Source organism: Streptomyces polyrhachis (assembly GCF_042663125.1).
In the GTDB taxonomy this organism is placed as follows: Bacteria; Actinomycetota; Actinomycetes; order Streptomycetales; family Streptomycetaceae; genus Streptomyces; species Streptomyces polyrhachii.
This window is the reverse complement of record NZ_JBHSZO010000029.1, coordinates 17,237-34,164: the sequence shown is the minus strand read 5'-3', so window position 1 is coordinate 34,164 and position 16,928 is coordinate 17,237. Positions and strand designations below refer to the sequence as shown.

Below are 16,928 nucleotides of genomic sequence, written 5' to 3'. Positions count from 1 at the left end.
GGAGCGCGGCGGGGGAAAGCCCTTGCCGGGCGTACAAGCCAAGGGGCCCGGTCGCGATGACCGGGCCCCTTGGCGTTCCCCCTCTGCCAGTCTTCCCCTACCCCCCTGGTACACCCCCCGGGAAGCCTGATGACATATACGACCCGCATCCGCCGCGAAGGGTTGCACGGAATCCGGATGTTATTCATTCGTGATCTGGAGGTCGGCGCAAAGGGGGTGCCCCGGACGTCTCAGAGCACCAACCGCCGGTAGCGCTCGACGGTCTCCGCCAGCACTTCGGCGCCGTCACGCGCCCAGAGCGCGGGGTTGAAGATCTCCACTTCGATCGCCCCGGTGTAGCCCGCCGCGTCGACCTGTTCGCGAAACCGGCGCAAGTCCACGCAGCCGTCGCCCAGTTGGCCGCGCCCCAGCAGCACGCCGGCGGGCAGCGGCGTCACCCAGTCCGCGAGCTGGAAGGCCGCGATCCGGCCCTCCTCCCCCGCCTGCGCGATCCGCGCCGCGACCGTGTCGTCCCACCACAGGTGGTAGGTGTCCACCACCACCCCGACCCGCGCCGGGTCGAAGGGCGCGGCCAGCTCCAGCGCCTGCGCCAGGGTGGAGACCACGCAGCGGTCCGCCGCGAACATCGGGTGCAGCGGCTCGATGGCCAGCCGGACACCGTACTCCCGGGCGTACGGGGCCAGTTCGCCCAGTGCCTCCCCCACCCGGGCGCGGGCGGCGGCCAGGTCGCGGCTGCCGGGCGGGAGGCCGCCGGAGACCAGCACCAGGGTGTCCGTACCCAGGGTCGCCGCCTCTTCCACCGCCCGGCGGTTGTCGGCCAGGGCCGCGGCCCACTCGCCGGGGTCAGCGGCGGTGAGGAAGCCGCCCCGGCACAGGCTCGTCACCGTCAGTCCGGCGGCGCGCATCAGCTTCGCGGCGGCCTCGACCCCGTACTCCTGGACGGGCGCGCGCCACAGCCCCACGCCCGCCACCCCGGCCCTCGCGCAGCCCTCGGCCAGCTCGGGCAGCGACCACTGCTTGAGGGTCTCCTGGTTCAGGCTCAGCCGCTCCGGCCCGCTCACCGCTCCACCCCGTACACCGCCAGCAGGGACGCCATCCGGTGCTCGGCCAGCGCCGGGTCGGGGAACAGGCCGAGGGCGTCGGCGAGTTGGTACGCCCGCGCCAGGTGCGGCAGCGGGCGGGCCGACTGCAGGCCGCCGACCATGGCGAAGTGCGACTGGTGGCCGGCCAGCCAGGCCAGCAGGACCACGCCCGTCTTGTAGAAGCGCGTCGGCGGCCCGAAGAGGTGGCGCGACAGCTCCACGGTCGGGTCGAGGATCGCGCGGAAGGCCGCCGTGTCGCCCGCGTCCAGCGCCCGCACCGCCTCGGCCGCCAGCGGGGCGAGGGGGTCGAAGACCCCCAGCAGGGCGTGGCTGAAGTCCGCCCCGTCGCCGGCGATCAGCTCGGGGTAGTGGAAGTCGTCGCCCGTGTAGCAGCGCACGCCCTTGGGCAGGCGGCGGCGCAGCTCCGCCTCGTGGCCGGCGTCCAGCAGGGAGACCTTCACGCCGTCGACCTTCTCCGGGTGGGCGGCGACCACCTCCAGGAAGGTCCCGGTCGCGGCGTCCTGGTCGGGCGAGCCCCAGTAGCCCGCCAGCGCCGGGTCGAACATCGCGCCGAGCCAGTGCAGGACCACCGGGCGGCGGGCCTGGCGCAGCAGCGTGCCGTAGACGTCGAGGTAGTCCTCCGGGCCCCGGGCCGCGGCGGCCAGGGCGCGGGAGGCCATGAGGACCGCCTGGGCGCCGGTGTCCTCCACGAGGGCGAGCTGCTCCTCGTAGGCCGCCCGCACCTGCGCCAACGTATGGGCGCCGGGGGCGAGTTGGTCCGTACCGGCGCCGCAGGCGAGGTGGCCGCCCACCGCGCGGGCCTCCGCGGCCGAGCGGCGGATCAGCTCGGCGGCCGCGGGCCAGTCCAGGCCCATGCCGCGCTGGGCGGTGTCCATGGCCTCCGCGACGCCCAGTCCGTGGGCCCACAGGTGGCGGCGGAAGGCGAGGGTGGCCTCCCAGTCGACGGCCGCGGGGCCGCTCTGGCCGCCGTCGGCGTACGGGTCGGCGACCACGTGGGCCGCCGCGAGGACGGTGCGCGAGCGGAGGGGGGCGTCGCCGGGCGCGGGGGTACGGGCGGTGCGGGCAGTACGGGCGGCAGTGCGCGGCTCGTACGCGGACAACCCGCCCTGTGCGTCGGGGAGTCGGATCACAGCGTCAGCTCCGGTACGTCCAGCCGGCGGCCCTCGGCGGCGGCCCGCAGGCCCAGTTCGGCGAGCTGGACGCCGCGGGCGCCGGCCAGGAGGTCCCAGTGGTAGGGCTCGTCCAGGGCGACATGGCGCAGGAACAGCTCCCACTGCGCCTTGAAGCCGTTGTCGAAGACGCCGTTGCCGGGGACCTCCTGCCACTGCTCGCGGAAGGAGCCGGCGGCGGGGACGTCCGGGTCCCAGAGCGGCTTCGGGGTCGTCGCGCGGTGCTGGATCCGGCAGCCGCGCAGGCCGGCGACCGCCGAGCCCTCGGTGCCGTCGACCTGGAACTCCACCAGCTCGTCGCGGTGGACGCGCGTCGCCCAGGAGGAGTTGATCTGCGCCACGATCCCGCCCGCCAGGCCGAAGATCCCGTACGCGGCGTCGTCGGCCGTCGCCTCGTACGCCCTCCCCTGCTCGTCCCAGCGGCGCGGAAGGTGCGTGGCGACGTGCGCCTGCACGGTCTCCACCCGGCCGAACAGCCCGTGCAGCAGGTACTCCCAGTGCGGGAACATGTCCAGCACCATGCCGCCGCCGTCCTGCGCGCGGTAGTTCCAGCTCGGGCGCTGGGCGCTCTGCCAGTCGCCCTCGAAGACCCAGTAGCCGAACTCGCCGCGCACGGACAGGATCCGGCCGAAGAAGCCGCCCTCGACCAGCCGCCGGAGCTTGAGCAGGCCGGGGAGGAAGAGCTTGTCCTGCACCACGCCGCTCTTGACGCCCGCCTCGCGCGCCTGGCGGGCGAGTCCCAGCGCGGCCTTGGTGGACAGGGCGGTGGGCTTCTCGGTGTAGACGTGCTTGCCCGCCGCGATGGCCTTCGCCAGCGCCTCCTCGCGGGCGACGGTGACCTGGGCGTCGAAGTAGACGTCGACGGCCGGGTCGGCGAGGACGGCGTCCAGGTCGGTGGAGACGTGCTCCAGCCCGTGGCGTCGCGCCAGCTCCCGCAGCGCGTGCTCGCGGCGCCCGACGAGCACGGGCTCGGGCCACAGCACCGTCCCGTCGCCGAGGTCGAGGCCGCCCTGGGCGCGGATGGCGAGCAGGGAGCGGACGAGGTGCTGGCGGCAGCCCATGCGGCCGGTCACGCCGTTCATGGCTATGCGCACGGTTCTTCGGGTCATGGGCCCTCCCGGGCGGATGAGGATAGAAAGCGCTTACTACGCGTGAGGGGAACGTAGCCGCCGAAGCCCCGGTACGCAATGGGTCCGGCGGTGGACCGCGGCATCCACCCGCATCCACCCGCATCCACCCGCATCTACCCGATCACGGGCCGGGCCAGTACGCTCCTTCCCCACCTGGGGCGGCAGCGTGCGAGACTGCCTGCCACCAGTCGGAAGGGAGCCGGTACACATGGCAGTGACACTCGCGGACGTGGCCGCGCGCGCCCACGTCTCCGCGGCGACGGTCTCGCGGGTCCTGAGCGGGAACTACCCGGTCGCGGAGGACACCCGCGCCCGGGTGCTGCGCGCCGTCGACGAGCTGGACTACGTGGTCAACGGCCCCGCCAGCGCCCTCGCCGCGGCCACCTCCGACCTGGTCGGCGTGCTGGTCAACGACGTCGCCGACCCCTTCTTCGGCATCATCGCCAGCGCCGTGCAGAGCGAGCTGGGCGCGGGCAAGCTTCCCGTGGTGTGCAACACCGGCGGCTCACCGGAGCGCGAGCTGACCTATCTGACGCTGCTGCTGCGCCAGCGCGCCGCCGCCGTGGTGATCACCGGCAGCGCGGTCGAGGGCGGTACGGGCGAGGGCGGCGCCGACGGCGAGCACGCCGAGGCCGTCGCCGCCCGCATCCGCCGCCTCGCGGCGAACGGCACCCGCGTCGTGCTGTGCGGCCGCCCCGCCGCCTTCGCACCCCCCGGCACGGCGCTCACCCTGGAGTTCGACAACACCGGCGGGGCCCGCGCGCTCACCGAGCACCTGATCGCCCTCGGCCACCGCCGCATCGGCTACGTCGCCGGACCCGCGGACCGTACGACGACCCGCCACCGCCTCGACGGCCACCGCGCGGCGCTGGCCGCGCACGGCCTGGACGGCGACGCCGGGCGGCTGACCGTCCACGGCCCGTACGACCGGGGCTCCGGCCACGCGGGGGCGCTGGAACTCCTGCGCCGCGAGCCGGAGTTGACGGCGATCGTCGGCGCGAACGACACCGTGGCGCTGGGCGTCGGCGCGGCGCTGCGCGAGCGCGGGCTGAGCGTGCCGGGCGACGTCTCGGTGGCGGGCTTCGACGACCTGCCGTTCAGCGCGGACATGCTCCCCTCGCTCACCACGGTCGCCCTGCCCCTGCAGGAGGCCGGCGCCCGCGCGGCGCGGCTGGCGCTGGGCCTGGAGGCGGCGCCGGCCGGCGGGGCGGCCGTGCTGCCGTACGAGCTGCGGATCCGCCAGAGCACGGGGCCGCGCCGGTCGTAGCGGCGGCGCGGTCCTTGCCGCCCGGGGTGCCTCTCTGATCCCCTGGGCGCATGCGACTCGCCTTCTCCACGCTCGGCCTGCCCGCCCGCCCGCTGCCCGAGGTGCTGGACCTCGCGCGTGAACACGGCTACCAGGGCGTCGAGTTGCGCTGCGATCCCGAGGAGCCGGTCCACCCGGGCCTGTCGCGGGCCGGGCGCGCCGAGGTGGCGGAGCGGTGCGCGGCGGCCGGGGTGGCGGTGCTGACCCTCGCCGGCTATCCGCGCGTGTGCGCCCCCGGCGACGACGCGCCCGTCCTGGCCGAACTGCGCGCGCTGATCGACCTCGCCCGCGACGTGGGCGCCCCGCACGTGCGCGTCTTCCCCGGCGGCGGCGACTCCTCCGCCGCCGAGGCCGACGCGACGGGGGCGCGGCGGCTGCGGGCCCTCGCGCCGTACGCCGCCGGCGCGGGCGTGCGGATCCTGCTGGAGACCCACGACAGCCACCGCACCGGCGCCGACGTCGCGCGCCTCCTGGACCTGATCGACCACCCGTCCGTCGGCGCGCTGTGGGACGTGATGCACCCGTGGCTGGGCGGGGAGGAGCCCGCCGACACCCTCGCCGCGCTCACCGGCCGGCTCGGCTACGTACAGGTCAAGGACATCGCCTCCCGCGAGGACACCGCGCCGCTGGCGCTCGGCGCGGGGGCGCTGCCGCTCGGCGAGGTGCTGGCGCTGCTCACCGAGGCGGGCTGGGACGGCTGGCTGTGCTGGGAGTACGAGAAGCGCTGGCATCCGCGGGCTCCGGAGCTGGCGGGGCTGCTGGCCCCGGGGCGGGAGCATCTGCTGCGGCTGCTGGCGTACGCGGCGTGAAGTCCTCTGCTACGGGCGGGAGTTGACGCCTTGCTCTCGTCAGCCCGGGCAGGCGCCCCAGCGAGGTCACCGTCACGCCGCCGACCAGGAGCACCGCCGCGCACCAGCGCAGGGGGCTGATCCCCTCGCCGAGGAGCAGCGCGGCGGAGGACATGCCGAAGACCGGGACGAGCAGGGTGTACGGGGCGACGAGCGAGGCCTCGTAGTGCCGCATCAGGTAGCCCCAGGCGCCGAAGCCGAAGAGGGTCGCCACCCAGGCGACGAACAGCAGCACACCCACGCCCGCCCAGTCCAGGCCGCGCAGGGCGGCGAGGTCGGCGTCCCAGCCCTCGGTGAGCAGGGAGAGGGCGAGGAGCGGCAGGACGGGGATGGTGGAGACCCACACCATCCAGTTGAGGGGGTCGGGCGGGGCGGCCTTGCGGGTCACCACGTTCGAGACGCCCCACATCGCGGCGGCGGCGATGACCATGACGAACCCGGCCAGCGGCCCGGAGGCGCCCTCGTCGACCGCCGCGACGGCGACGCCCGCGAGGGCGATGCCCATACCGGCCAGGCGCACCCGGCCGGGGCGCTCACCCAGGACGGCCATCGCGAGAACGGCGGTGAAGACGGCCTGCACCTGCAGCACGAGGGAGGACAGCCCGGCGGGCATCCCGTGGTCCATACCGACGAAGAGGAGCCCGAACTTGGCCACGCCCAGGGCGAGTCCGACGGCGACGACCCACCGGAAGGCGACACGGGGGCGGCCGACGAAGAAGACGGCGGGGAGCGCGGCGGCGAGGAAGCGCAGGGCGGAGAAGAGGAGGGGCGGGAAGTGGTCGAGCCCGAGCTCGATGACGACGAAGTTGACGCCCCAGATCGCCGCGACGAGCACGGCGAGGGCGGTGTGGCGCGGCTGCATGGGTTCCAGGGTCGGGGGTGGGGGGCTTAAGCACCAGCGCGGGTTTGTGTATGTTCGGATTCAGCGGTGCTTACGATTGCTCGGGCTGCGGCCACGCTGCGGGGGCTCCGCCCCCGAACCCCCAATCGGCGCTACGCGCCTCTGGCCTCGCTGCATCCGATAGCGGGCTCCGCCCGCGGGCCGGCCGGGCTGGAGGTTCAGACTCGCCGGGTAGGAACCGGGTGGGAACAAGCAGGAAGGGGATCTCCCCATGCTCGACCTCGGACGTCTGCGTGCCCTGCACGCCGTGCACGTGCACGGGTCCGTTGCCGGGGCCGCTGATGCGCTCGGGTACTCCCCCTCCGCCGTCTCGCAGGCCGTGGCGAAGCTGGAGCGCGAGACGCGGACCGCGCTGCTGGAGCGGCGGGGGCGGGGGGTGGTGCTGACCGATGCCGCGCAGCAGCTCGTCGCCACCACTGCCGAGTTGCTGACCCTCGTCGAGCGCGCGGAGACGGAGCTGGAGGAGCAGCGGGGCAAGCCCTCGGGCCGTCTCAGCATCGCCGCCTTCGCCACTGCGGCCCGTGGGCTGCTCCCGGGCGCGCTGGCGCGCCTGTCCCGCGAACACCCCTCCCTGGACATCCTGTTGCAGGAGATGGACCCGCATCTCTCACCCGGCATGGTGGCGCAGGGGCTGGTCGACCTCGCGGTCTGCCATGACTGGGACATCGCGCCGCTGCCGGCGCCGGAGGGCCTGGAGCTGGAGGTCCTGGGTGACGACACGTGCGAGATCTGCGTCCCGGGCGACCACCCCTTCGCGGCGCGGGAGTTCCTGCGGCGGGAGGACCTGGCCGGTGAGCGCTGGATCTGCCAGCCGCCGGGTTCGGTGTGCCACGACTGGCTGGTACGTACGCTGCGCGCGTCGGGCCACGAGCCCCGCCTCGCCTACGCCGCAGCCGAGTACGCCACGCAACTCGCGCTGGTCGCCGCGGGCTTGGGCATCGCGCTGGTCCCCCATCTGGGCCGGGGCCCGCTGCCGCTCGGCGTGGTGGCCGTCCCCCTGGACCCGGTCCCGGTCCGCCGGGTGTACGCGGTGTGGCGCGCAGGGGCCGCGCGCCGCCCGGCGATCCAGGCGGCGGTGGAGGCGCTGCGCGCGGGGTGGGTGTGACGGGAGGGGCGCGGAAGCGCCGGTCAGACGGCAGATCCGCCGTCGGCCTCACGGGCCCAGGCCAGCAACTCCTCCCCATGAGGCGAGAGCGTGCCCGCGTGCTCAAACGGCGCCAGCAGGTCAACGACCTGCCGTGGCGATGCGGTCGAATCATCGAGGGTCATGCAGGCCAGGAACAGCACGTAGGACAAATCCACGGCTGTGTCCATCTGTGCGGAACGTCCGTGGACCGCCCAACGCAGCTCCAAGGCCCGGCCGAGCCACTGCTTCACTGCCTCTGCCGACTGAGGAACCAGTTGCCCGAGCACCACCAGCCGCTCGTAGGAGATGCTCAGGTCGCGCTGGTACTGCAGGTTGCCGCCATCCGCCGCCACCAACCGCTCCCGGATCTCCAAACCCCGCTCGAACAACCCCCGCGCACGCACCCCCTCCCCCACCTCCCGCGCCAGCTCACCCAACCAGTAGTAGGAGATGCTCAGGTCGCGCTGGTACTGCAGGTTGCCGCCATCCGCCGCCACCAACCGCTCCCGGATCTCCAAACCCCGCTCGAACAACCCCCGCGCACGCACCCCCTCCCCCACCTCCCGCGCCAGCTCACCCAACCAGTAGTAGGAGATGCTCAGGTCGCGCTGGTACTGCAGGTTGCCGCCATCCGCCGCCACCAACCGCTCCGCGATCTCCAAACCCCGCTCGAACAACTCCCGCGCACGCGCCCCCTCCCCCGCATCCCGCGCCAGCTCACCCAACCGGTTGCAGGAGATGCTCAGGTCGCGCTGGTACTGCAGGTTGCCGCCATCCGCCGCCACCAACCGCTCCCGGATCTCCAAACCCCGCTCGAACAACTCCCGCGCACGCGCCCTCTCCCCCACCTCCCGCGCCAGCTCACCCAACCGGTTGCAGGAGATGCTCAGGTCGCGCTGGTACTGCAGGTTGCCGCCATCCGCCGCCACCAACCGCTCCGCGATCTCCAAGTCCCGCTCGAACAACTCCCGCGCACGCGCCCTCTCCCCCGCATCCCGCGCCAGATCACCCAACCGGTTGCAGGAGATGCTCAGGTCGCGCTGGTACTCCAGGTTGCCGCCATCCGCCGCCACCAACCGCTCCGCGATCTCCAAACCCCGCTCGAACAACCCCCGCGCACGCGCCCTCTCCCCCGCATCCCGCGCCAGATCACCCAACCGCTCGTAGGAGACGCCCAGGTCGTGCTGGTACTCCAGGTTGCCGCCATCCACCGCCACCAACCGCTCCATCAACGGCGGCTGCACGAGGCGGACAAGCACCCCGGCGAGCGACCGGTCAGCCCGTCGGTCGACAGTGCCAAGGGCCCGGTCCTCCGCCCGGAGGATCAGCTCGGGAAGCGACTCCGCGAGGGCGTCCACTACCGCGTCCACCGTGGCCCCGTCATACACCGCCATGCGGGCCAGGACATCCAGCGTTCGGACAACCTGGCTGTCCGAGGGAAGGGACAGGACCTGGCGCAGTACGGAGGGACCCAGCATCCTCCGTTCGTGCGCGCCGGGCGGGGTGAGTAGTTCGCGGATGATCAAGGCTTCGCCCAGGCGGTCGGGGCGTAGGGGGTTGAGGTGGAGGGGGCCCTCGTAGCACTGGGCCAGCCACTGGGCCAGGTCGGCGCGCAGGGCCGGGGACTCGCCGCTCTCCGGCTCGGGCAGGAGCCGCAGCAGTGCGTCGGCCTCTTCCGCGTCCGCCGCTCCGGCGAGCGTCATCAGCGCCACGGCCGCGTGCAGCCGCGCCGTTCCGGCCCTCGTCAGCAGCGTGGAGCCGTCGGCGGCGAACGCGCGGGCGGTCACCTGCCAGTACTTCTCCTCGTGGCCGAGCGCCCGTTCCACACCCGGGCGCGCCTGCGTCCTCCCCGGTACGGGGTCGGCGCCCGACACCGCGGCGTCGTACGCCTCGAAGAGCACGTCCAGCGGTGTCGCGTACCGCTCATCGCCGAGGTCGACCGCCGTGGTGGGGGCCGCCGGCGCTTCCCGGTCGTTCCACCTCCGCCAGAAACTCCGCCGCGCCGCCGCGTACAGCTCCTCCCGTTCGTCGGGCGTGAGCCGCGTCGAGGCCACGGGGAACTCCCGGTGGTCCTGCAGGACCTGCGACAGACTGGCCGGCGCGTCGCGCAGCAGCTGGTCGAGGACGTCGCCCGCGCCCGACGCCTTGCGGGTCAGCAGCAGCACCCGGACCGGCGCGAGGTCCGTGGCGCGCTCACGCAGATGCTCCAGGGCGTCGCGGAGGTCGCCGTGGATGCCGTCCTCCGCGTAGTCGACGACGAGCAGCCGCGGTACGGGGAGGGCGCCGAGGCTTCGCCAGCCGCCGTCCGTCAGCAGGCCGGCCGCCCACCCCTGGTTCTGCATCCGCTGGCACAGTTCGACACCGAACCTGGTCTTACCCGCGCCACCCCAACCCGCCGCCTGCGCGGTGCGCATGGCGTGCGGCTGCCGGCACCAGTCGACGGCATCGGCCAGGTCCCGGGCGCGGAAGAGGTAGGGCACCACCCCGAAGTCCGCCCGCAGCAGGTCCGCCGGGCTGGTACGGACGCCCTTCACGAACGTGCCCCAGGGTCGGCTCAGACCCTCGTGCGGATCGGTCGGCCGGGGGCGGCTCAGCACCCGGTTCCATGCCTCGCGCTCGGCAAGGACCGCCTCCCGGTTGGCGGCGCGGAGCTGCGCGGCGTAGGGCGCCAGCTCCTCCGTTCCCGGCTCTCGCGCGAGGTCCACCCGCAGCAGGGCGCGGACCGGGGAGGCCCAGGCGCCGAGGTCGCCGCCCGCGCCACGGGTGACGGAGGCCAGCGCGACCACGGCCCGCCGCTCCGGGCAGACCAGGGGGGCGCCGCTGAGTCCGGGGGCCGCCTGGCCGGCCTTCAGCTTCAGGTAGTCGCCGGTGACTCCCTGGAATCCCCCGATGCCCTCGAAGCGGAAGGAGGCGGCGGAGCCGGCCGGGTCGGTCTCGCCCTCCACCTGCATGAACCCCCAGCCCTGGCAGTCCGCCTCCGAGCCGGGGTCCCCCGGGTCCAGCAGGGCGCACGGATGTTCCACCGCCCGGTCGGCCCGTACCAGCGCGAGGTCAGGGTAGGGCCACGCTCCGCCTGCCTCGGGCGCGCGAGGCGGCGAGGCGGCCACCACCTGCCACCGCGCCTCCGCCAGGCGCACCGAGGGGTCGGCCGCCTCCACGCGGACCACGCGATCGGCATCCGCGCCCGCGCCCGCCACGTGGGCGCAGGTCAGCACCCAGCCGGGGGCGACGAACACCCCCGTGCCCACCGTGCGCCCCCGATCGTCGCGGATCCGCACCACGAACCGGCGCAGCTCCCGGGTGTCGACTCCCCCGGCCATGGACACACCCCCCAGCGCCCTACGCCTGGCCTTCCGCCCTGCGCCAGGTCAACGTCACCTTGAGCGCGGCCTCCGCGCTCCCGTCCACGAGGAGTCCGGTGAGTCGACCGCCCTTGCTGGTGAGCTTGAGCGCGAACTCCACACTGGCCTCTGTCGGGCGGCTGCGCTCCCAGACCTGGTTCAGCTGGTCGGCGATGGCCTGCACGGTGTCGCGGACTCCGTCGAAGGAGAGGCGGTCGCCCAGCGCGACGGGCTGCGGGCCGGTCTGGGCGACCTCCACGTAGAACTCGGTGTCGCCCACCAGCACGGGCAGTTGGTCCATCGTCGTTCCCCTCGACCGTCCAGGACTCTTCAGGATGGTGGCAACAGTACTTAAACGTACGTGAGTTCATCTCGCGATCAGGTGCACCGGCCGTACCAGGGGACACAGCGGCCCCGCACTCTCGGCTTGGCAGCCGCGATGGGCCATCCTGTGCTTCATGCCGATACGACGCACCGTCGCGCTCCTCGCGCCCCTCGCTCTCGTAGCGGTCGTGTCCCTGGCGACCGGCTGCCGTTCCCCGAGTGACGCCTCCTCCCGCCCCACGACCTCCGCCTCGCCGGTCAGGCAGGTCGACGGCGTGACCCTCAACGCCGGTGAGTGCAGCACCCGTAGTCGTACGGGCTTCACGGAGATCGGCTGCACCAGCGAGCGCGCCTACGCCCGGGTCCTCGCCCGCCACCACGGCGAGCGCGGCGGCGGGCCGCGCTGCCCGGAGGTGACGGACTTCGTCCTGGACCTCACCAAGCGCGCCGCCGGCTCCGTCGTCGCCGACCCGGACGGCTACGCCTGCCTGCGCACGCTGGTGCCGCCGCATCCGGGCGATCCGGGCGGGGGCGGGGGCCCGTACACGATCCTCGGCGACTGCGTGTACCGGGCGGAGAAGGGGCGGGTGCGCGAGACGCCCTGCGACGGCTCGGGCGAGCGGCGCCCGCAGTTCCGCATCGTCAAGGCGGCCGGCAAGCGCGCCGAGTGCCCGAAGTCCACGGCCCTGTACGTCACGCTGCCGGGCAGCGCCCCGGTGGGCTGCGCGCGGCGGGTGTGAGACAGGTATGAGGCAGGTATGAGGCAGGTGTGAGGCGGTACGGACGCGGTCCGGGCCCCCGAAGTGCTTCGGAGGCCCGGACCTGTGGAGTCCCAAGTCCCGTCAGTTCAACGGGACTTCACCCTCATCACCGCCGCAGCGACTCCCGCCGCAGCTCGCGCGGGTCGTCGCGGCGCGCGTCGAGCTTCGCGTCGTAGCGGCCCAGCGGCTTCGCGGCGCTGACCGCCGCCTCGCTCAGGCCCGCCCACTGCAGCAGCTTCGCGGTGGCCAGCGCGCGATCGGCCTCCGGCAGCATGGAGATCCGGGCGCCGTGGTTGGCGCCGGGCGCGGTCATGACGTACGAGTCGCGCGCGGTCGGCCCGAAGCGGAAGCGCTCGGCGCCCCAGGGGTCGTTGCCGCCGTAGACGTAGAGCATGTGGTTCGCGCGGGTGCGCACCCAGGTGTCGACGTCGCGCATCGCGGCCGGCTGGAAGACCGTCTCGATCTCGTCGGGGACGAAGTTCGAGGGCGGCTGGTAGCCGTAGCGGGTCAGGCCGTCGAGGTGCGGCAGCCGGATGGTGGGCGCGCCGAGCTGGGTGGACGCCTGGTAGTAGTACGGCGTGTACGGGGCGAGGCCCTGGTCGGTGTAGAAGGACCAGCCGGAGATCGCGTCGATGACGTCGTACAGCTCCTGGTCGGTGGCGGTGGCCGCGACCGGGAGGGAGGCGCAGTCAGCCTCCAGGCTGTACTGCCAGAACGCCCAGGTGAAGTCCAGGACGACGGCCTCGAACGCCTTGTCCAGGCTGCCGACGGTGGAGAAGGTCGCGCCGTTGGCGGCGGCCCAGTCCGCGTACGTCGCCTCCAGCGCCTCGCGGCGGACGAGCGCCTCGCGCTGGATGTTGTCGAGCGTCGCGCGGCACTCGGGGGTGCCGACGGTGGCGAAGAAGTCGTCGTAGGCGGAGTCCTCGGTGTTCACCACGTCGTTGGGTGCGACGTAGGCGGCGACGCCGTCCATGTCCCTGGGGTAGAAGCGCTCGTAGTAGGTGGCGGTCATGCCGCCCTTGCTGCCGCCGGTGGAGATCCAGTTCTTCTCGTAGAGCGGCTTGAGCGCGGTGAAGATGCGGTGCTGGTCGCTGGCGGCCTGCCAGATGTCCAGCTTCGACCAGTCGGCGGGCGCGGGACGCGAGGGCGTGAAGTAGCGGTACTCCATCGACACCTGGTTGCCGTCGACGATCTGCGTGGGCTCGCGGCGCGAGGGGGTGGTGGAGACGTTGTAGCCGCCGGTGTAGAAGACCGTCGGGCGGGCGGCGTCCTTGTGCAGCAGGGTGATGCGCTGCTGGAAGGTGCCCTTGGCCGGGTCGCGGTGGTCGACGGGCTGGGTGTAGTTGAGGACCCAGAAGCAGTAGCCGGTGTAGGGCTTCTCCTCGATCAGGCTCATCCCCGGCACGGCCAGCACGCGGGCCTCGACGGCGTCGCAGTCGGCGCTCGCCGCCTCGGCCGCCCCGGCGGCGGAGGCGGTGGCCCCACCCGCACCGGCGCTGCCTATGAGCACGGCAAGTGCCATGACCCATCTGAGAGTTCTACGCACAGTCTCCCCTTACCTAGCACGTGTTCCACAACAACCCGGCGAACCTAACGGCGCACCACCCCCCTCCGCCAGCCCCCGACCCTCCCGAACCCCAACAACCGGTCCCGAACGTGCCGTCCAGCCCGTCCGTCAGAGCCGATCAACGCAAAAGCACCACCTCCAGCCCGTCCGGCGTTTGAGGACGAGGCGCGAAGCGCCAATACAGCCCGGCCGGCGTTTGAGGCCAGAGCTGCGAAGCAGCGATTCGGGGGCCCGGGGGCGCAGCCCCCGCAGCGCGACGTGACCAGCAACACCCGGTAGACATACCGCCCACGCGAAAGGTAGCTTCCCCCTGAGCAAGCGCTTAGTCGGATGCCCCAGGAAAGGCGGAGCCCCATGCGGCGGACCCTGTACAACGAGGACCACGAGGCGTTCCGGGAGACCATCCGGGACTTCATCGCCGCCGAGGTCGTCCCGTACTACGACGAGTGGCGCGAAGCCGGCGCCGCCCCCCGCGACTTCTACCTCAAGCTCGGCGAGCTGGGCATCTTCGGCATCGAGGTCCCGGAGGAGTACGGCGGCGCGGGCGAGACGTCCTTCAAGTTCTCCGCGATCATCTCCGAGGAGACCGCCCGCGCGGGCGTCAGCTTCGGCGCCTCCGGCGTGCACACGCTGCTCGGCCTGCCCTACATCCTCGCCTACGGCTCGGAGGAGCAGAAGAAGCGCTGGCTGCCCGGCTTCATCTCCGGCGAGATGATGACCGCGCTGGCCATGACCGAGCCCGGCACCGGCTCGGACCTCGCGGGCATGAAGACCACCGCGAAGCTCTCCGAGGACGGCACGCACTACGTCCTCAACGGCGCCAAGACCTTCATCACCGGCGGCGTCCAGGCCGACCGCGTGCTGGTCTGCGCCCGCACCGCCCCGGCCACCCCCGAGGACCGCCGCGGCGGCATCTCGATCCTGGTCGTGGACACCAGGTCCCCCGGCTACGCGGTCGGCCGCAAGCTCGACAAGCTGGGCCTGAAGTCCTCCGACACCGCCGAGCTGTCCTTCACCGACGTGAAGGTCCCCGTCGAGGACCTCCTGGGCGAGGAGGGCAAGGGCTTCTCGTACCTGACCCACAACCTCCCCCTGGAGCGCCTGGGCATCGCGGCCGGCGCCTACGCGCAGGCCAAGGCCGCGGTCCGCTTCGCCACCGAGTACGTCAAGGACCGCACGGTCTTCGGCCGCACGGTCGCGGAGTTCCAGAACACCAAGTTCGTCCTCGCCGACTGCAAGACCGAGGTCGACGCCATCGAGGCCTTCGTCGACAAGGCGATCGAGGCGTACGACGCGGGCGAGCTGAGCGTGGCGGACGCCGCCGAGGTGAAGCTCTTCGCGACCGAGCGCGCGGCGGTCGTCATCGACAAGTGCCTGCAGCTGCACGGCGGTTACGGCTACATGAACGAGTACCCGATCGCCCGCCTGTACGCCGACACCCGCGTCACCCGTATCTACGGCGGCACCAGCGAGGTCATGCGCTCCATCATCGCCAAGTCGATGGGCCTGTGACCGGGGCCGCTCCCGCTCCCCGTACCACCTCTGCGATGATCGCCCCATGAGCGAGGAACTCCACGCCCTGCTCGATCTGCTCGACCTTGAGCGGATCGAGCAGGACATCTTCCGCGGCCGCTCCGGGGGCCCGGTCGTCGTGCCGCGCGTCTTCGGCGGGCAGGTCGCCGCGCAGGCGCTGGTCGCGGCCGGGCGCACGGTCCCGGCGGACCGGCCGGCGCACTCCCTGCACTCGTACTTCCTGCGTCCCGGTGATCCGGCCGTGCCCATCGTCTACTCGGTGGACCGCATCCGCGACGGGCGCTCCTTCGCCACCCGGCGGGTGGTGGCGGTGCAGCACGGGCAGCCGATCTTCCACCTCTCCGCCTCCTTCCAGGCGGCGGAGGAGGGGATGGAGCACCAGGAGCCGATGCCGGCGGCGCCCGATCCGCTGACGCTGCCGACGGCGGAGGAGGTGCTGCCCGCCCACGCCGACCGCTTCGTGCACCCCAGCGTCGCCCAGCGGATCCTGGAGGCGCGGGCGGCGATCGACCTGCGCTATGCGCAGGAGCCGCCGTTCGTCACGGCCGGGGAGCCGCGCGAGCCGCGCTCGCAGGTGTGGTTCCGCACCAACGGCAAGGTCGCGGGCGCGGCGGACACCCCGCTGACGCACCTGTGCCTGATGACGTACGTCTCGGACATGACGCTGCTGGACTCGGTGCTGCTGGCGCACGGGCGCGGCGGCTGGGCGGTCGGCGACGTGGTGGGGGCGAGCCTGGACCACGCGATGTGGTTCCACCGGCCCTTCCGGGCGGACGACTGGCTGCTGTACGACCAGGAGTCGCCGACGTCGCAGGGCGGCCGGGGGCTGGCGCAGGGGCGGATCTTCACGCGGGACGGGCGGCTGGTGGCGTCGGTGATCCAGGAGGGCGTGATCCGGGTGCCGCGCGGGGGCTGAGGTCCCGTACGCCGCAGGGGTACGGGTGCCGGGTCCCTCGCGAGGGGCCCGGCACCCGTGCGTCGCGGGACGTTACAGCCCCGCCGCCGCCAGCAGGTAGGCCGCCATCGGCCCGTAGTGGCGCGAGTCCGCGACATGGTCGTCCAGCGGTACGGCCACCTGCACCGCGCCCTCCGCCTCGCCGAGGAAGAGCGCGGGGTCGTTGGTGTCGGCGAAGCCCACCGCGTCGATCCCCCGGGCGCCCGCCGCGCCCGACCAGCCGTGGTCGGCGAGGACGAACTCGGGCCGCTCCTCCTCGGGCAGCGCGTCCAGCACCGCCCACATCGGCTCGGGGGCGTGCGTGTGCCGCAGGCTCGCGCCGCGCTCCAGCACCGCGACCGGGCCGACCTGCTGGACCAGTCCGTACGACTCGTCCGAGCCGCGCCCCACCCACAGCCCCTCCGGTACGGACACCAGCGGGCACCCCGCCGCCGCCAGCCCCTCGGCCAGCGCGCGGTGGGCCTCCAGCAGCGCGCCGGGGTGGCCGGTGGCGACCAGCACCCGGCGCCGCGCGCCGGCGGCCTTGCGCAGGGCGCGGGCCATCCGGTCCAGGCCGTCGACGGTCAGTTCGGGGTCGATCGTGTCGGCGCCGGTGCGGTGCGCGGGGTCGGGGCTGACGCCGACGCGCTCGGCCATCAGCGCGAGCACCCGCTCCTCGCTCCAGCGCTCGTGCAGGTCCTCCAGGCCGAAGAGGAAGCGGCGGTTGCCCGCCGCCAGCTCTCGGTAGTGGTCGAGGTTGTTCTCGCGGGGGGTGGCGACGTCGCCGGCGATGCGGGTCCGTACGAGGTGGTCGATGAGCTCGGCGCGGCCGGGTGCTTCGGATGCTGTCGACATGTGGCCATTCTCACCCGCCCGTAGCCCGTA

General features: G+C 73.4%; 13 protein-coding genes and 1 pseudogene. 6 read left to right on the top strand and 8 right to left on the bottom strand.

The genetic code is table 11. From position 1 onward, the window contains the following. Positions 1-230: 230 nt before the first annotated feature. From ACFQLX_RS18365 to ACFQLX_RS18355, 3 genes are read right to left on the bottom strand one after another with little or no spacing between them, the layout of a single operon-like run. Positions 231-1,061 carry a sugar phosphate isomerase/epimerase family protein gene (locus ACFQLX_RS18365; protein ID WP_386416540.1) on the bottom strand — a complete coding sequence of 277 codons (831 nt, stop codon included), beginning with the start codon at positions 1,059-1,061 and terminating at the stop codon, positions 231-233. Beyond that, the gene (locus ACFQLX_RS18360; RefSeq protein ID WP_386416537.1) at positions 1,058-2,233 is read right to left on the bottom strand and encodes a dihydrodipicolinate synthase family protein; all 1,176 of its coding nucleotides are present in this window, start codon (positions 2,231-2,233) and stop codon (positions 1,058-1,060) included. The genes ACFQLX_RS18365 and ACFQLX_RS18360 overlap by 4 nt, the downstream gene beginning before the upstream one ends. Next, positions 2,230-3,381, bottom strand: a complete 1,152-nt coding sequence (locus ACFQLX_RS18355) for a Gfo/Idh/MocA family protein (protein WP_386416536.1) — start codon at positions 3,379-3,381, stop codon at positions 2,230-2,232. The genes ACFQLX_RS18360 and ACFQLX_RS18355 overlap by 4 nt, the downstream gene beginning before the upstream one ends. Before the next feature lie 229 nt (positions 3,382-3,610). On the opposite strand from ACFQLX_RS18355, the gene ACFQLX_RS18350 reads away from it, so the two are divergent. Both ACFQLX_RS18350 and ACFQLX_RS18345 read left to right on the top strand, forming a co-directional pair. Beyond that, complete coding sequence (locus tag ACFQLX_RS18350) at positions 3,611-4,669, top strand: LacI family DNA-binding transcriptional regulator (protein ID WP_386416533.1); 1,059 nt, start codon at positions 3,611-3,613, stop codon at positions 4,667-4,669. A 50-nt stretch (positions 4,670-4,719) separates the two neighbouring features. Then, a pseudogene (locus tag ACFQLX_RS18345) lies at positions 4,720-5,385 on the top strand (sugar phosphate isomerase/epimerase family protein); the annotation flags it as partial. Here the strand turns inward: ACFQLX_RS18345 and ACFQLX_RS18340 are convergent. Continuing rightward, positions 5,384-6,418, bottom strand: a complete 1,035-nt coding sequence (locus ACFQLX_RS18340) for an EamA family transporter (RefSeq protein WP_417846518.1) — start codon at positions 6,416-6,418, stop codon at positions 5,384-5,386. The pseudogene ACFQLX_RS18345 and the gene ACFQLX_RS18340 sit on opposite strands and share 2 nt — an antisense overlap. Positions 6,419-6,668: 250 nt before the next feature. Here ACFQLX_RS18340 and ACFQLX_RS18335 point away from each other — a divergent pair, with 250 nt between their 5' ends. Continuing rightward, positions 6,669-7,562, top strand: coding sequence for a LysR family transcriptional regulator (locus ACFQLX_RS18335; RefSeq protein ID WP_386416528.1), 894 nt, complete (start codon positions 6,669-6,671; stop codon positions 7,560-7,562). A gap of 23 nt (positions 7,563-7,585) precedes the next feature. On the opposite strand, the gene ACFQLX_RS18330 is transcribed toward ACFQLX_RS18335, so the two are convergent. Further along, a complete protein-coding gene (locus tag ACFQLX_RS18330; RefSeq protein ID WP_386416527.1) occupies positions 7,586-10,903 on the bottom strand; it encodes a tetratricopeptide repeat protein in 3,318 nt (1,105 codons plus the stop codon). Positions 10,904-10,922: 19 nt separating this feature from the next. Further along, positions 10,923-11,225 carry a CU044_2847 family protein gene (locus tag ACFQLX_RS18325; protein ID WP_386416525.1) on the bottom strand — a complete coding sequence of 101 codons (303 nt, stop codon included), beginning with the start codon at positions 11,223-11,225 and terminating at the stop codon, positions 10,923-10,925. Between the two features lie 157 nt (positions 11,226-11,382). On the opposite strand from ACFQLX_RS18325, the gene ACFQLX_RS18320 reads away from it, so the two are divergent. Then, positions 11,383-11,988, top strand: a complete 606-nt coding sequence (locus tag ACFQLX_RS18320; protein ID WP_386416523.1) for a hypothetical protein — start codon at positions 11,383-11,385, stop codon at positions 11,986-11,988. Positions 11,989-12,115: 127 nt separating this feature from the next. Here the strand turns inward: ACFQLX_RS18320 and ACFQLX_RS18315 are convergent, their stop codons facing one another. Beyond that, positions 12,116-13,555: a S28 family serine protease gene (locus tag ACFQLX_RS18315; RefSeq protein WP_386416521.1), complete on the bottom strand. Its 1,440-nt coding sequence runs from the start codon at positions 13,553-13,555 to the stop codon at positions 12,116-12,118. 375 nt (positions 13,556-13,930) lie between these two features. Between ACFQLX_RS18315 and ACFQLX_RS18310 the strand changes: the two genes are divergently transcribed. Further along, complete coding sequence (locus ACFQLX_RS18310; protein WP_386416519.1) at positions 13,931-15,088, top strand: acyl-CoA dehydrogenase family protein; 1,158 nt, start codon at positions 13,931-13,933, stop codon at positions 15,086-15,088. Positions 15,089-15,134: 46 nt separating this feature from the next. Next, positions 15,135-16,025 (top strand): acyl-CoA thioesterase, encoded by an 891-nt coding sequence (locus ACFQLX_RS18305; RefSeq protein ID WP_386416518.1) that lies wholly within the window; start codon positions 15,135-15,137, stop codon positions 16,023-16,025. Between the two features lie 72 nt (positions 16,026-16,097). Here the strand turns inward: ACFQLX_RS18305 and ACFQLX_RS18300 are convergent, their stop codons facing one another. Further along, entirely contained in the window at positions 16,098-16,898 is an 801-nt protein-coding gene (locus ACFQLX_RS18300) for a phosphatase (RefSeq protein WP_386416516.1), read from the bottom strand. Positions 16,899-16,928: the final 30 nt, after the last annotated feature.

What these genes read in the sequence shown, in the direction of transcription:
- ACFQLX_RS18355 (WP_386416536.1), bottom strand. Translation starts at nt 3,381, where the DNA reads ATGACCCGAAGAACCGTGCGCATAGCCATGAACGGCGTGACCGGCCGC.
- ACFQLX_RS18350 (WP_386416533.1), top strand. Translation starts at nt 3,611, where the DNA reads ATGGCAGTGACACTCGCGGACGTGGCCGCGCGCGCCCACGTCTCCGCG.
- ACFQLX_RS18340 (WP_417846518.1), bottom strand. Translation starts at nt 6,418, where the DNA reads ATGCAGCCGCGCCACACCGCCCTCGCCGTGCTCGTCGCGGCGATCTGG.
- ACFQLX_RS18335 (WP_386416528.1), top strand. Translation starts at nt 6,669, where the DNA reads ATGCTCGACCTCGGACGTCTGCGTGCCCTGCACGCCGTGCACGTGCAC.
- ACFQLX_RS18330 (WP_386416527.1), bottom strand. Translation starts at nt 10,903, where the DNA reads ATGGCCGGGGGAGTCGACACCCGGGAGCTGCGCCGGTTCGTGGTGCGG.
- ACFQLX_RS18325 (WP_386416525.1), bottom strand. Translation starts at nt 11,225, where the DNA reads ATGGACCAACTGCCCGTGCTGGTGGGCGACACCGAGTTCTACGTGGAG.
- ACFQLX_RS18320 (WP_386416523.1), top strand. Translation starts at nt 11,383, where the DNA reads ATGCCGATACGACGCACCGTCGCGCTCCTCGCGCCCCTCGCTCTCGTA.
- ACFQLX_RS18310 (WP_386416519.1), top strand. Translation starts at nt 13,931, where the DNA reads ATGCGGCGGACCCTGTACAACGAGGACCACGAGGCGTTCCGGGAGACC.
- ACFQLX_RS18305 (WP_386416518.1), top strand. Translation starts at nt 15,135, where the DNA reads ATGAGCGAGGAACTCCACGCCCTGCTCGATCTGCTCGACCTTGAGCGG.
- ACFQLX_RS18300 (WP_386416516.1), bottom strand. Translation starts at nt 16,898, where the DNA reads ATGTCGACAGCATCCGAAGCACCCGGCCGCGCCGAGCTCATCGACCAC.